At 59.9% G+C, this 13,280-nt stretch carries 13 protein-coding genes; 12 read left to right on the forward strand and 1 reads right to left on the reverse strand.

What is annotated here, in order from left to right; all coding sequences use genetic code 11:
- Nucleotides 1-2 precede the first annotated feature (2 nt).
- From RS901_RS35230 to RS901_RS35245, 4 genes are all read left to right on the forward strand, one after another.
- Nucleotides 3-530 (forward strand): helix-turn-helix domain-containing protein, encoded by a 528-nt coding sequence (locus RS901_RS35230; protein ID WP_316155128.1) that lies wholly within the window; start codon nucleotides 3-5, stop codon nucleotides 528-530.
- Complete coding sequence (locus RS901_RS35235; RefSeq protein WP_316155129.1) at nucleotides 485-1,003, forward strand: IS630 family transposase; 519 nt, start codon at nucleotides 485-487, stop codon at nucleotides 1,001-1,003. The genes RS901_RS35230 and RS901_RS35235 overlap by 46 nt, the downstream gene beginning before the upstream one ends.
- Nucleotides 1,004-1,223: 220 nt before the next feature.
- Complete coding sequence (locus RS901_RS35240; RefSeq protein ID WP_316157560.1) at nucleotides 1,224-1,550, forward strand: hypothetical protein; 327 nt, start codon at nucleotides 1,224-1,226, stop codon at nucleotides 1,548-1,550.
- Nucleotides 1,551-1,646: 96 nt separating this feature from the next.
- Nucleotides 1,647-1,790 (forward strand): hypothetical protein, encoded by a 144-nt coding sequence (locus RS901_RS35245; protein WP_164704842.1) that lies wholly within the window; start codon nucleotides 1,647-1,649, stop codon nucleotides 1,788-1,790.
- A 169-nt stretch (nucleotides 1,791-1,959) separates the two neighbouring features.
- Here RS901_RS35245 and RS901_RS35250 read toward each other — a convergent pair whose 3' ends face one another.
- Nucleotides 1,960-3,057 carry an IS5 family transposase gene (locus RS901_RS35250; RefSeq protein WP_316157561.1) on the reverse strand — a complete coding sequence of 366 codons (1,098 nt, stop codon included), beginning with the start codon at nucleotides 3,055-3,057 and terminating at the stop codon, nucleotides 1,960-1,962.
- Between the two features lie 1,107 nt (nucleotides 3,058-4,164).
- Between RS901_RS35250 and RS901_RS35255 the strand changes: the two genes are divergently transcribed.
- From RS901_RS35255 to istB, 8 genes are all read left to right on the forward strand, one after another.
- Nucleotides 4,165-4,584: a type IV pilin protein gene (locus RS901_RS35255; RefSeq protein WP_078196382.1), complete on the forward strand. Its 420-nt coding sequence runs from the start codon at nucleotides 4,165-4,167 to the stop codon at nucleotides 4,582-4,584.
- A gap of 76 nt (nucleotides 4,585-4,660) precedes the next feature.
- Nucleotides 4,661-5,110, forward strand: coding sequence for a GspH/FimT family pseudopilin (locus RS901_RS35260; protein ID WP_234824940.1), 450 nt, complete (start codon nucleotides 4,661-4,663; stop codon nucleotides 5,108-5,110).
- Complete coding sequence (gene pilV, locus RS901_RS35265) at nucleotides 5,104-5,691, forward strand: type IV pilus modification protein PilV (RefSeq protein WP_316157562.1); 588 nt, start codon at nucleotides 5,104-5,106, stop codon at nucleotides 5,689-5,691. Before RS901_RS35260 ends, pilV begins: the two co-directional genes overlap by 7 nt.
- Before the next feature lie 39 nt (nucleotides 5,692-5,730).
- Entirely contained in the window at nucleotides 5,731-6,789 is a 1,059-nt protein-coding gene (locus tag RS901_RS35270) for a PilW family protein (RefSeq protein ID WP_316157563.1), read from the forward strand.
- Entirely contained in the window at nucleotides 6,786-7,343 is a 558-nt protein-coding gene (locus RS901_RS35275) for a PilX N-terminal domain-containing pilus assembly protein (protein ID WP_316157564.1), read from the forward strand. The genes RS901_RS35270 and RS901_RS35275 overlap by 4 nt, the downstream gene beginning before the upstream one ends.
- 14 nt (nucleotides 7,344-7,357) lie before the next feature.
- Nucleotides 7,358-10,357: a pilus assembly protein gene (locus RS901_RS35280; protein WP_316157565.1), complete on the forward strand. Its 3,000-nt coding sequence runs from the start codon at nucleotides 7,358-7,360 to the stop codon at nucleotides 10,355-10,357.
- A gap of 542 nt (nucleotides 10,358-10,899) precedes the next feature.
- Nucleotides 10,900-12,447 (forward strand): IS21 family transposase, encoded by a 1,548-nt coding sequence (gene istA / locus RS901_RS35285; protein ID WP_316152099.1) that lies wholly within the window; start codon nucleotides 10,900-10,902, stop codon nucleotides 12,445-12,447.
- Nucleotides 12,437-13,246, forward strand: coding sequence for an IS21-like element helper ATPase IstB (istB, locus tag RS901_RS35290; RefSeq protein ID WP_316152097.1), 810 nt, complete (start codon nucleotides 12,437-12,439; stop codon nucleotides 13,244-13,246). The genes istA and istB overlap by 11 nt, the downstream gene beginning before the upstream one ends.
- The last annotated feature ends 34 nt before the right edge of the window (nucleotides 13,247-13,280 follow it).

Raw genomic sequence — 13,280 nt, forward strand, 5'->3', positions numbered from 1 at the left:
CGATGTCCGTATTGAAGCCGCTGAAACTGACGAAGGAACAACGTACTGAGCTTGAAGCACTGGCGAGAAGCCGCCGTGATGGAAGAACACGAGACAGGTCGCGGACAATTCTGATGTTTAGCGATGGCGTGCCTGCCAAGGAGATAGCCAAGCGACAGGAGTTGACGTTGGAGGCGGTATACGAGAGGCGCTATCGTTGGTTGGAAAAAGGCATGGCAGCGCTGTCAGACGCGCCGCGCAGCGGTGCCCCATCCAAGCTGTCGACGGAGCACGTTGAACAGTTGAAGGCATGGGCGACGCAGGAAGCGCTGACTGTTCCGGAACTGCTCTCACGACTCGAAGAGAAGTTCGGGGTTCGGGTTCATCGCAATACGCTGACAGCAGCTCTCAAGCGAGCGGGGCTGGTATGGAAGCGAACCCGGCATAGTTTAAAAAAAAGCGGGATGAGCAGCGATTCCGACAAGCCCAATCTGAAATCGGGGAGTTGGTCGAGCAAGCTAAGCGTGGCGAAATCGAGCTCGCCTACGTAGACGAAGCTGGCTTCGCGCAAGCGCAGCCGAATCGAAGTGCTTGGACACCAGTCGGGCAGCAGCACATGATTGAAGCCCGGCGCGGTAAGCGCCTGAACGTGGTCGGAGCACTGCTTTCCTCAGGAGGACTGTTTGCAGTGAAGTTGTGGGAGACGATGACCTCGATGCTGTTCGTTGGATTCCTCGGCCTACTGGTCGAACACGTCGGCAAGCCGCTGACCGTGATTCTCGACAATGCCTCGGTCCACACGGCACGCGCACTTCGGCCTTATCTCTGGCTGCTACGAAGGAAAGGTTTGACGTTGTACTTCCTGCCACCGTACAGCCCGGAGCTCAATCGCATTGAGAAGCTTTGGCACAAGATGAAATACGAGTGGCTGGCCTTCAAGGCCCGCGACGCCAAAACCCTAGAAGCTGATGTCGACGTAATCCTTCAGGGATTCGGTACAGACTACAGATTGACTTTTTGTTGAACGCTTAACGGATCATCTTTCCGCAGATGAAGATGAAGCCCAGGAACGTAAAGGTTTCTGGCTTACCCAACCCGCGCCGCTTTCGTCGTGCCGCCGCAGACCAGGGTCGCAGCGTGCTCGTATTCTGCGCAAACACAACGGTTACTATCCGTTACAGAATACGCCTCAACGCGGTCGCTGCGAGCAAGTACAGTTGCCGATATCCAAAGTTGAGGAAGAAATGAAGCAGCTTGCATTCGTTCTCTGCAGCGCACTGCTCGCAATTGCTCCCGCCGCCCAAGCGCACGTGAATGTCGATGTTGGTATCGGCATTCCGGGCATTGTCGTCCCTGCGCCCGCCCCGGTCTATGTTGCGCCCGAGCCCGTCTACGTCGCGCCGGCGCCTGTCTATGCTCCTCCCCCGGTCATCATGGCACCCGCGCCCGTTTATGGGCCTCGTTGGCGAGGCCGGGACTATGACGATGACGACGACCAAAGCGAGTGGAAATGGCGCAGGTACGGCCGCCGTGGCCACGGCCAGCACGGCCAGCACGGGCACCAAGACTGACAGGCGCCGCGTATTTCATCGGATCAGCGAAACAACTCAGCGGATTGGCTTGCCTAAGAAAGCGCAATTTGCACTCGATTTTCGCATGAGGACAGGATGACTAAGACGCTCCGTTGGGTTCTCGGAATTGGTGCCATATTAGTAGCTCTGTTGGTAGCAGCGCTGGCATTTCAGTCTGATGAATCAGGCGACAAGCAGCATGGCCAGACAGGCGAGCAAGGCGAAAAGGAGAATAAATAGACCATCCAGCCGTCGCAGGCCTAGCAGGCTGCTGAAGTACTCGCCGCACACACGGTATGCTTTCCGCCTCTGCAGGTGGGCACTGTTTGATTTCACAATCCGGAACCTACGCGCCCCTGAATTGAGTTTTTCGGCTGTTGGGCGCCCATTTCCGGCTTTCTTTGCCCGCTTACTGCAACTGCGGACGGATTTGTCCCAGCGAACGCATGCGCACGAGGTTGTAGGCGGCCATGCTCAGCACGAACATCTGGTCGACTCGCTTCAGTCCGCGCGCCATCACCTGGCGCATGCGCCCGACCGTCTTGACCCAGCCGAAGCCTTGCTCGATCAGCTTGCGCTTTTGCTGCGAGATGGCATAGCCCTCGCTACGGGCAATGGCATCAGGAACGGCCGAGCGCCGACCCGAGGTGTTTTGCGCGACATGCGGCATCACTTTCATCTCCAGGCACGCCTGAATGAACTCCTGCGCGTCGTAGCCCTTGTCTGCACCCACTGTGATTTCGGTGTCCGGGTCGACCGTTGCCTGCCGGGCGTCGTTGAGCATGACCTTCGCAGCCTCGCGCTCGGCGTGTCCATCAGCAGTGCTCACCAAGGCGCTGACCACCAGGCCGTGGCGGTTGTCGCTCAGGGTATGGCCCATGTAGCGCAGCTCACTGCCAGTCTTGCCTTTGCGATAGAGCTTCGCATCGGGATCGCTCGTGGACTCATGCGTCTCGTTGCTGCGCTTGTGCCCCCTGAAGTCGCCACTATCGTCGTCACCGTCACTGCCATCCTTGCGAACAAAGCTCTTGTGGCCTGCCCACGCCTGAATCAGCGTGCCGTCCACGCTGAAGTGCTCGCCCGACAGCCAGTTCTTCTTCTGTGCAAGGGCCAGCACCTCGTTGAAGAATTCAATCACCGCATCGTGCTGGATCAGGCGCGCCCGGTTCTTGGTGAAGACCGTGGGCACCCACACTGCGTCGTCCATCGACAACCCGATGAACCAGCGAAACAGCAGGTTGTACTGCGTCTGCTCCATCAGTTGACGCTCGGACCGGATGCTGTAGAGCACCTGCAGCAACATCGCTCTCAGCAGCTTCTCCGGCGCGATGCTCGGGCGACCGCCCTTGATGTCGGCCTCATACATCCCCGCGAACAGCCGATCCATCTTCGCCAAGGCCTGATTGACCATGGTGCGGATCGGGCGAAGTGGATGGGACTTGGGCACGAAATCGTCCAGCCGCCGCATGGTGAACAAGCTTTCGGTGAAGGTGTCTGCGCCGCGCATGCAATGTTGGAGAGTGAATCGTGTCGAGTTCTCAGATCAACGTTTCGAGCTGTCGATGCGCTGACTCGGGGTCGAGGTACTTCAGCAGCCTGCTAGAAACGTTGCCGAAGCGACGGCCTAAACAAAGCCCGATTCATTGCTGCTTTCTCCAAGGCTAGCCATGCTGCTGTCGACGCGGCGCATCTCTATGACATCATTGTGACCTTTAGCGGTTTCTTACAGGCCAGATGTACGTCGGCCATGCCACCGCATACCTTGCCGCGCGCCAGCGCGACGCCCCGAGCGGCCATCCTCACTTGGGCGACTCCGCGGCCACGGCCTGTTCATCGGGGTGCAGTTTGTTGCAGCCATTGACAGCGGGGCCACGTTGAATGCGGCGCTGATGATGCATGCACGCCTGAAACCTACTGCCATGTAGAACAAGCTGCTGGTCTGCCACATGGGCGGCGCGATGAGGGGCATGAGACCATGTCCTGCTCCGCCGTTCATCTGCACGAAGCGCGGATGTCGACGAGCGCCTGCTGCGACGGCAGGAGTGGTGCGGCGGTATACAGTATAAGAAGGGGACGCATCATCGCACACAATACGCCCCAAGGCTGTTGCGGAATATGCCGACGTTGTCTGATTGCTGCAACGTGCTGATTGCCACTACACCAGAATTTTTTGACCACTTGTAACTATTATCTTACACTTCACGCCATAGCTGTCGGAAATAAGTCGATCAGCACATAATTTGCATCGGAGCGCGAGCATGGGACCGAGAAGCCCTGCAGTGCGGCACGACAGTCGGGTCAATCTGTCGTTTCAGGTCGTTTGGGTAAACGGGATTATGGGCACCGGGCGCCGGTACGTATGCCCTTGGCGTTCTCCCCGCAGCCCCGATGCTTCCGATTACGAGGGCGTCGTATTTCGGAGTCTCCGGTCCGACGCCACACTTGATCCATTCACATTTTTTGCTCGCGAGAATTTCGGGTTGCTCCGGCGACAGTTGTCACTTCGACGCTTAGAATTTTCGCTCGCTGCTGTGAGGGTCCTCTCTCCGTTTGCTGTGCTCATATTGTTTTTCATAAAGAAAACAACAACAAAAGGCACATCGGAGACACGGCCATGACATCAAAGAAGATCTCGGCCGCAGGCGTGCCTTGCCGACAAAGAGCTTTCACTTTGATCGAATTGATGATAACTGTCGCCATCGTGGCTATATTGGCGACGGTCGCATATCCTTCATATATTTCCTCTGTGGTGAAGGGCAGGCGCTCATCCGCCCAAGCCGCGCTGATGGATGTCGCGCAGCGGCAGCAGCAGTATCTGCTGGATGCGAGAGCCTACGCGTCTAGCTTGGCTGGCCTTAATGTTGCGCTGCCACCCGAGGTCTCCGCCTACTACACCATCACCATTACCGCGAGCGCCGGCCCGCCGCCCGCCTTTACAGCTACTGCCACACCGATTGCCGGAACCTCCCAGGCGGCTGACGTTACCCTGACTATCAACAACGCAGGCGCGAAGACGCCTACCAATACCTGGTAGGTGTACCAGCATGACTACATGTGAATTCCGTAGAACCGCTTTCCGCTGTGGTAGGGGAGCGCCATGGCAACGCGTAGTGGGATTCACGCTGATAGAACTGATGGCAGCCGTGGCCATTGCCGGCATCCTGGCCGCGCTCGCTGCGCCGTCGTTTTCCAGCCTGATAGCAAGCCAGCGTGCCAAAGCCGTTGCCTCGGAGTTGTTCGGCTCACTGTCGCGAACGCGCAGTGAGGCGATCATGCGTAATACGGCCGTAACCTTGTCGCCCAAGGCGGGCAGCTGGCAAAGCGGCTGGCAGATTCTTGATCCGTCCAATGCCGCAAATGTGCTCGATGATCACGGCAGCGCAGGAGGCATGACCATCAACGGTCCCGCCAGTGTCACTTACCGTGCGTCCGGGCGGCTTGGCGCCGGCGCCGCGCCCTCATTTCTTATCACGGCAACGGCTGGATCAGCCACTGCTTACCAGTGCGTATCGGTCGACCTGAGCGGCCGTCCATATATGGTGGCGGCGCCATCATGCTGACATCCCGATCACATAGATCAAGTGACCAGCGAGGCATCTCCCTGTTGGAGGTGCTCGTTGCCATCGTGATCCTCACGATCGGCCTGCTCGGCCTTGCCGGTTTACTCGGCAAAGTTTATCTCGCCGAGGTGGAGTCTTACCAGCGTGCGCAGGCGCTTCTGGTGCTGAATGAGATGACCGAGCGAATCAGTGCCAACCGGGCACAGGCTGCGAGCTACGTCGCCGCCAACCCGATCGGTACAGGGGACAGCCAGCCCGCTTCGTGTGTCGGTATCGCCGTCGGGCCCGATCGGGATCTCTGCGAATGGAGCAATACCCTGAAAGGGGCGGCAGAGCAGAAGGCATCGGCGAATATCGGCGCCATGGTTGGGGCTCGTGGTTGTATTACGCAGGTGCAGGCACCTGACCCGACGCTCGGCATCTGCACGCCCGGCATCTATCTAGTAGCGGTTGCCTGGCAGGGCATGCACCAGACCGCCGCACCAGCCATCACTTGTGGCCAGGGACAGTTTGGTACCGACGACACCCGTCGGCGCTCTATCGCGTCGCAGATTTTCGTCGGGTTGCCCGCATGCTATTGATCTCCTGGTGCTTTTGCCATGTTCCGGACGGCAGTGACCATGACCGCTAGCAATAAGCCTGTGCAAAGTGGCTATACCATCATCGAAATGATGGTAGCAATTACGCTTGGCTTGCTCATCACGGCAGGCTTGACAACGATCTTTGTCAGCAACAGCCAGACACGCAACGAAATCGAGCGCGCCAGCGAGCAGACGGAGAACGGCCTCTACGCCATGCGGCTGCTCACGGAGGACCTCCGCAACGCTGGCTACCTTGCTGAATTCAATCCGGCCCTGCTAGGGGCGCCGGCGGCGCTCCCCGACCCATGTGCCACGGCAACTGCCGATCTGAAGGCCGCTCTGCCGATTGCGGTGCAGGGTTATGACAATCCAGCGGCTGCTCCGAGCTGTCTGAGCGATGTGCGCGTGGGAACGGACATCGTTGTGGTACGCCGAGCAAGCACTTGCGCCGTCGGCGATGCAGGTTGCGACACGCTTGTCGCGGGCGCTCCCTATTTCCAGGCCTCGACCTGCAGCAGTACAGCGGAACTGTCGTCCGGCAACGTCTCCTTTTACTACGGACTCGAGGTCGACACCACCAAGCTGACCCTACACCAAAAGGACTGCAATCCCCCCGTGCCGGGAACGTTGGCACCTTTGCACCAGTACCGAACGCATATTTACTTCATTGCCAACAACGATAAGAGCGGGGACGGCATTCCTACCCTCAAACGGGCGGAGCTCGGGGCAGCTGGCTTCACCATCGTCCCGCTGGTCGAAGGCATCGAGAACCTGCAGATCGAGTACGGCTTCGAGACGGTCAATCCGACCACAGGTACGGCCGGCGCATTTACGGCCAATCCTGGCAGCTATGGGGGCTGCACAGGATCGACTTGTGTCGGGTACTGGCGGAACACGGTCGCGGCGAAAGTCTATCTGCTCGCTCGCAACAAGGCGACTTCTGCCGGTTATACCGGGGGCAACAACAAAACCTACGCCATGGGTCTGAATGCGGATGGCACTGCCAATACGGCCGGCCCGTTCAATGACACCTATAGGCGCCATGCCTATAACTCCGTGGTCCGCCTGAACAACACGGCCGGCAGAAATACCCCATGAAATCGCTTTCATCTCGTCAACGTGGGGCCACGCTGCTGGTGGGCATGGTCATGCTGCTACTGATGACCCTGCTTGGCATTAGCGCATTCAGGCTTGCAAAGGGCAATCTACAGGTCGTTGGGAATGCGCAGCAGCGCGACCAGGCATTATCGGCGGCCCAGGGCGCCATCGAACAGGTCATCAGCAGCACCCAGTTTACGACGACGCCAGCCAATGCGCTCGCCAAGCCGTGCAAGGCGACGGGGCCGAACACCACCTGCGCCGATGTCAATGGAGACGGCGTGACCGATGTCACGGTAGTTGTCACGTCGAAATGCGTGTCGACTCAGATTGTGCCCGTATCGGCATTGAACTTTAGCGATGCAAACGACGCGGGCTGCCTGGAGGGCGCCAGTCAGGATTTTGGCGTGGCCGGCGCCGCCAGCAACAACTCGATGTGCGCAAATACCTTGTGGGACGTCCAGGCGGTCGCAACCGATGTCCTGAGCAATGCGCAGTATGTCATTAACCAGGGCACCGCTGTGCGCGTGGCGGCAACCTCCGTTTGTCCTTGACCGTGAGATTTCCCATGAGCGCTCTGCACATTCGAAGGCTGATTTCGGGCTTCCTGTTTTGCTGTCTCTTGATCGCGCCAGGTTTCGGTAGGGCCGACGACATTGACATCTTTCTCGGCTCATCGGGCGGATCGGCGGCTGCTCCGCATATCATGATCCTGATGGATAACTCGAACAACTGGGTATCCGACCAGCCGAATGGCAAGTCGAAATTCCTGGCGCTGTCAGCGGTGCTGGATAGCATCAAGACACCGACAAACGTTGGCCTGGCCACGTTTTCCTACAACAGTCCTTCAGGGGCCTATATTCGATTTGCCCCAAGAGACATCAGCATTGACGCGAATCGGACAGCCCTCAAGAACCTGATCGCGCAGATCAGTGCCGATGCCAATGTCAACAAAGAAACCGGTAACAACAAGGACGAGTCCGCTGGTTTCTACGAAATCTGGAAGTATTTTTCCGGCTTGAAGCCACGCGCAGGCACGCTTGCACAGAACAAGTATGCAGATGCGGCCGGCAATGCGGGGGGATATGCGGGCTCCACGGCATACGGACAGGGGCTGGCTTCAGGATGGGCCTTCAAGGCGGACGGGACATACAACAGTACCGCTTCGGATTGCGGCAAGAACTACATCATCTATATTGTTGCCAACAACGCCGCCGGCGGCTCAATGGGACAGCGTGTATATGAGGGCGTTGACGCAGGGCCGCAGATTCTCCCCGCGCCGAGCTCCCCGGACAGCTATGCCCAAGAATGGGCGCGTTTTCTCTATACCAACGTCAACCCGCAGATCACGACCTACGTGCTGGATGCCTACTATCCTGACGACAACCAGGATGTGGGCTATTCCAAATCCTTGCAGAGTACGGCCAAGCAGGGCGGCGGAAGCTACAAGCACGTTCGCAACCAGGTCGAAATCACCAATGAGTTGCTGAGAATCTTTGTCGAGATCCAGGCGATCAACTCGACATTCGCATCGGCCAGTCTGCCAGTGAATACAACCAATCGCACCCAGAACAAGAACCAGGTGTTCATTCCCATGTTCCGGCCGGACCCGGATGCCAAGCCGCGCTGGATGGGAAACCTGAAGCAGTACCAAGTGATCAGCCAGGGAAGCGATGTGGCAATCGGCGACAGCTCTTCGCCCCCGCAACCAGCAGAAAATCCGCTAACCGGTTTTGTGACTGACTGCGCAGTCAGCTTCTGGACGACTGATTCCGGCACCTACTGGCAGTCACTTAACCAGGCGGGAAAATGCCCGAACACCTCTTTCAGTAAGTTCTCAGATGCGCCTGACGGCCCGATTGTGGAAAAAGGCGGCGTGGCCGAGGTGATCCGCAAGGGCAACAACCCGCCCACTACGAATGCGACACCAACGTGGGTGCTCAATCGTACGGTCTATACCCAATCGGGTAGTGCACTGGTACCGGTCTCAACCTCGAATTCAGGGATCAGCGACTCGACGCTTGTCAACTTTATCAAGGGACAGGATGTCGATGACGAGAATGCTAACAGCGATACGACCGAGCCCCGCCCCTCGCTGCATGGGGATTCGATTCATTCCCGTCCCCTGCCGGTTGACTATGGCGGCAGCACTGGCGTGACCACCTATTACGGCGCCAACGATGGAATGCTGCGGGCCGTCGATGCCGCCACGGGCCGCGAGCGCTGGGCCTTCATCGCGCCCGAGTTCTTCCCACGGCTCAAGCGGCTGAGGGACAACAGCCCATTGATCAACTATCCAAGTATGCCATCGGGCGTCACCCCGACTCCGACGGCCAAGGATTACTTTTTCGACGGCTCGATCGGCGTGTACCAGCCCACCGACAATTCCAAGGTCTGGATCTACCCCACGATGCGCCGCGGTGGGCGTGTGATCTATGCGCTAAACGTTACCGATCCCGCTTCGCCGGCCTATATGTGGAAGGTCGGCTGCCCGAATCTGGCCGACGACAGCGGGTGCACTACCGGGATGAGCGGCATTGGGCAGACCTGGTCAATGCCGAAGGTGACGACGGCGATCAAGGGTTACACGGGGCCTGTCGTGATCGTCGGCGGAGGATACGACGCTTGCGAGGATGCGAATCAGGCCTCGCCGGCGTGCTCCAGCCCGAAGGGTGCCGGCGTGTACGTACTGGATGCAAGTACAGGCGCTTTGATCAAGTCTTTCAGCACCACGCGCAGCGTGGCAGCCGAAGTAGCCCTGCTCGCCGTGGAGACTGCCGGCGTGGTAGACCACGCCTACGCGGTCGACACCGGGGGAAATATCTATCGCATCGACTTCGGCTCGCAGGTGAGCACCTGGGCGATCAATCGCGTCGCCTACACTGAGGGAGCAGGACGGAAATTCCTGTTTCCGCCCACGCTGCTGCCGGCTCCTGGCAACAAGGTATACCTGGCACTCGGTTCCGGAGACCGTGAGCATCCCTTGCCGAATCAGTACCCCTATAGCGCCGTCATCAATCGTTTCTACATCTACCTGGATAACCTTGGAAGCACTACGGCCATCAATCTCGACGATGCGAATATCATGGTCGACTTTACCAAGGACACCACATGCGCTACCGCCGGCATTTTGCCGACGTCCACCATGCGCGGCTGGTTCATGGACCTGACCCAGAATGGGACCGGCGAACAAACGGTCACGTCCGCCGCGATCAGTGGCGGCATGGTGACCTTCAGTACCAATCGGCCAATCCCGGCCACGCAGGGCACCTGCACGACGGCACTGGGCAAGGCATACGGATATTGGGTCAACCTGTTCAACGGATCCGGTGCCGTTGGTGTGCCGGGCGCCTGTGGGGGCAGCCGCGCAACCCTGTTTGTCGGTGGCGGCCTGCCACCTTCGCCAGTGATTGCCACCGTGCCGGTCGATGGCAAGGTGACGCCAGTCATCATTGGCGCTGCCCTTCGATCGGGTGGAGCAAGCGGCCATTTCCCGGCCCAAAAGATCGCCCCGACCATCATCCCAAAGCGCAGGACCGTCTATTGGAAGTCGTCAGGAGAAAATTGAATGTGATATTGTCAACAAAGGGAAATTGTGACTACTTGGTCAGCGAAAGTGTCAATTCGCATGCGCGTCGGCTGACCTTGCCTCTGTCGCACGAATCCTATAGCCGAGGGAATCAAGCAGCCCGATGCTGCTAACCGGTTTGCGTCTTGGCTGCGTCAGCAGCGACTCCCGACGCCCCCGTATCGGCGGCAAGGGCAGAGAAACTGACGGCCGAAAAGGCCGCCGCGACGAGGATTGACAGTAGTGTTTTCATTTCGATTCCTTTCATAGAGCCAAGTCATTTAGCGCTCTCGCAAAGACTCCGAAGTCGGTGCCGAGCAACCCAGCGCTGACCATCTAGCGGCGGAAGCGAGAGCATCCATCGGGGGCAGGCTAGTCCTCGTCTTCACCTTCGTCGCCGGCGGCATCCACGCGCAGAACCGCCCTGTTGGCGCCGACCGAAAACTGAGCCACTGATGAGGGTTGTGCCGACCCAAAACTGAGCCAGGTGAGCAACCTACTCTGCTGCTTTTTTGTGCAACAGAGGACGAGGAGTGATCACCATGGACATGATTGGCAAGATCCGGCGTTTGCATGCCCGGAAGAACAAATCGGAGCGCGAGATTGCGCGCATGACGGGGCTGTCGCGCAACACGGTTGCGAAGTGGCTGCACGGCGAGGTGGACAGTCCACCGAAGTACCGGCGCGGCCAGCAGCCGAACAAGCTCACAGCGTTCCACGACGCGCTCCGGCAGGCGTTGAAGGCAGACTCCCGGCGGCCCAAGCGCGAGCGTCGCACGGCCAAGGCGCTGTACGCCGAAATCAGGAGCGCGGGCTACGAAGGCGGCTACACGCGGGTGACCGACTTCATCCGGGCGTGGCGCCAGAGCGAAGGGCAAACGGCGACTGCCAACGCCTTTGTGCCATTGGCCTTTGAGCTGGGCGAGGCCTTCCAGTTCGATTGGAGCGAGGAAGGCGTGGTGGTAGGCGGCATCTACTACCGGGCGCAGGTCTCACACATGAAGCTGTGCGCCAGTCGGGCCTTCTGGCTGGTGGCCTACCCAAGCCAGGGACACGAGATGCTGTTCGATGCCCACACCCGGTCGTTCGCGGCGCTCGGTGGCGTGGCCCGGCGTGGCATCTACGACAACATGAAGACGGCTGTAGACAAGGTCAAGAAGGGCAAGGGCCGCATCGTCAACGAGCGCTTCGCCGCCATGTGCGCGCATTACCTGTACGACCCCGACTTCTGCAACGTGGCCAGCGGCTGGGAGAAGGGTGTCGTGGAGAAGAACGTGCAGGACAGCCGCCGGCGCATCTGGATCGACGCGGCCAAGATCAAGTTCGGCAGCTTCACCGAACTCAACGCCTGGCTAGGCCAGCGCTGCAGGGCCCTGTGGGACGAGGTGCGCCACCCGGAGCACACGCAGTTCAGCGTGGCCGAGATGCTCGAGCACGAGCGAGCGCACCTGATGCCCATGCCCGCGCCCTTCGACGGCTACGTCGAGAAGCCCGCTCGGGTGTCCAGCACCTGCCTGGTGTCGGTGGCGCGCAATCGCTACTCGGTACCGTGCGAACTGTTTGGCCAGATGGTCAGCACGCGGCTATACCCGGCCAGCGTCGTCATCGTGGCTGAGGACAGAATCGTTGCACGCCACGACCGGTTGAGCAGCGCTGGCGAGACCCGGTACGACTGGCAGCACTACATTCCGCTGCTGCAGCGGAAGCCCGGCGCACTCAGGAACGGCGCGCCGTTTGCCGACATGCCCGAGCCACTGCAGCGGCTGCGCCGAGGGCTGCTGCGCAACCCGGGTGGCGACAGGGTGATGGCGCAGGTGCTGGCCATCGTGCTGAGCGCCGGACTGGATGCGGTGCTGGTGGCGGTGGAGTTGGCCCTGGAGAGCGGGCCGCCGGGCAAGGTCAGTGTGGAGCACGTGGTCAACGTGCTGGGCAGGCTCAACGCGGTGCCGACACTGCCAACAGCGGCCACGCAGTTGAAAGTGGCTACACCACCACTGGCGAACACGGCGCGCTACGACAGCCTGCGTGCTGCAAGCGGCGTGGGCAACACCGTTGGCATCACCGTCGAGGGAGCCGGCCATGACGACTGACGTGCTGGTCGAACTCAAGGCACTGCGCCTGCACGGCATGGCCGGCGCGTGGGCCGATCTGGTCGAGCAAGGTGGTCATGCGGGGATTGAGTCCTCACGCTGGTTGATCGAGCACCTGCTGCAGGCCGAGGGCACTGATCGTGCGATGCGCTCGGTCAGCCACCAAATGCACGCGGCGAAGTTCCCGGTGCATCGGGACATGGCGAGCTTCGACTTCGAGGTCTCGCCGGTGGACCGCAGACTCGTGGGCACGTTGGCCACGACGACCTTCACCGACGAGGCGCACAACGTCGTGCTCGTGGGCGGGCCCGGGACTGGGAAAACCCATCTGGCCACGGCTATTGGCGTTTCTGGCATCACCCAGCATGGCAAGCGGGTGCGGTTCTACTCCACGGTCGATCTGGTCAACGCGCTGGAACAGGAGAAGACTCAAGGCAAGGCTGGTCGTATCGCCACCAGCCTGCTGCGCATGGATCTGGTCATTCTGGATGAGCTGGGCTATCTGCCATTCAGCCAGGCCGGCGGGGCGCTGCTGTTTCACCTGCTCAGCAGGCTGTACGAGCACACCAGTGTGATGATCACGACCAACCTGGACTTCGCCGAATGGTCCAGTGTGTTCGGCGACGCGAAGATGACCACCGCGCTTCTGGACCGCCTCACCCACCACTGCCACATTGTGGAGACAGGCAACGAGTCGATCCGCTTCAGTCGCAGCACGGCCGAGGCGAAGAAGCGCATCAAAGCCCGCGAGCAGGCGCGCGCGAGTGCCAGGACTGAAGCTGAGGCCGACCCATTCTGACCGGAGTCGCGAGGGGGAAGACGCTACGGGCTAC

This window comes from Cupriavidus sp. BIC8F (assembly GCF_032465815.1).
Taxonomy (GTDB): Bacteria; Pseudomonadota; Gammaproteobacteria; order Burkholderiales; family Burkholderiaceae; genus Cupriavidus; species Cupriavidus necator.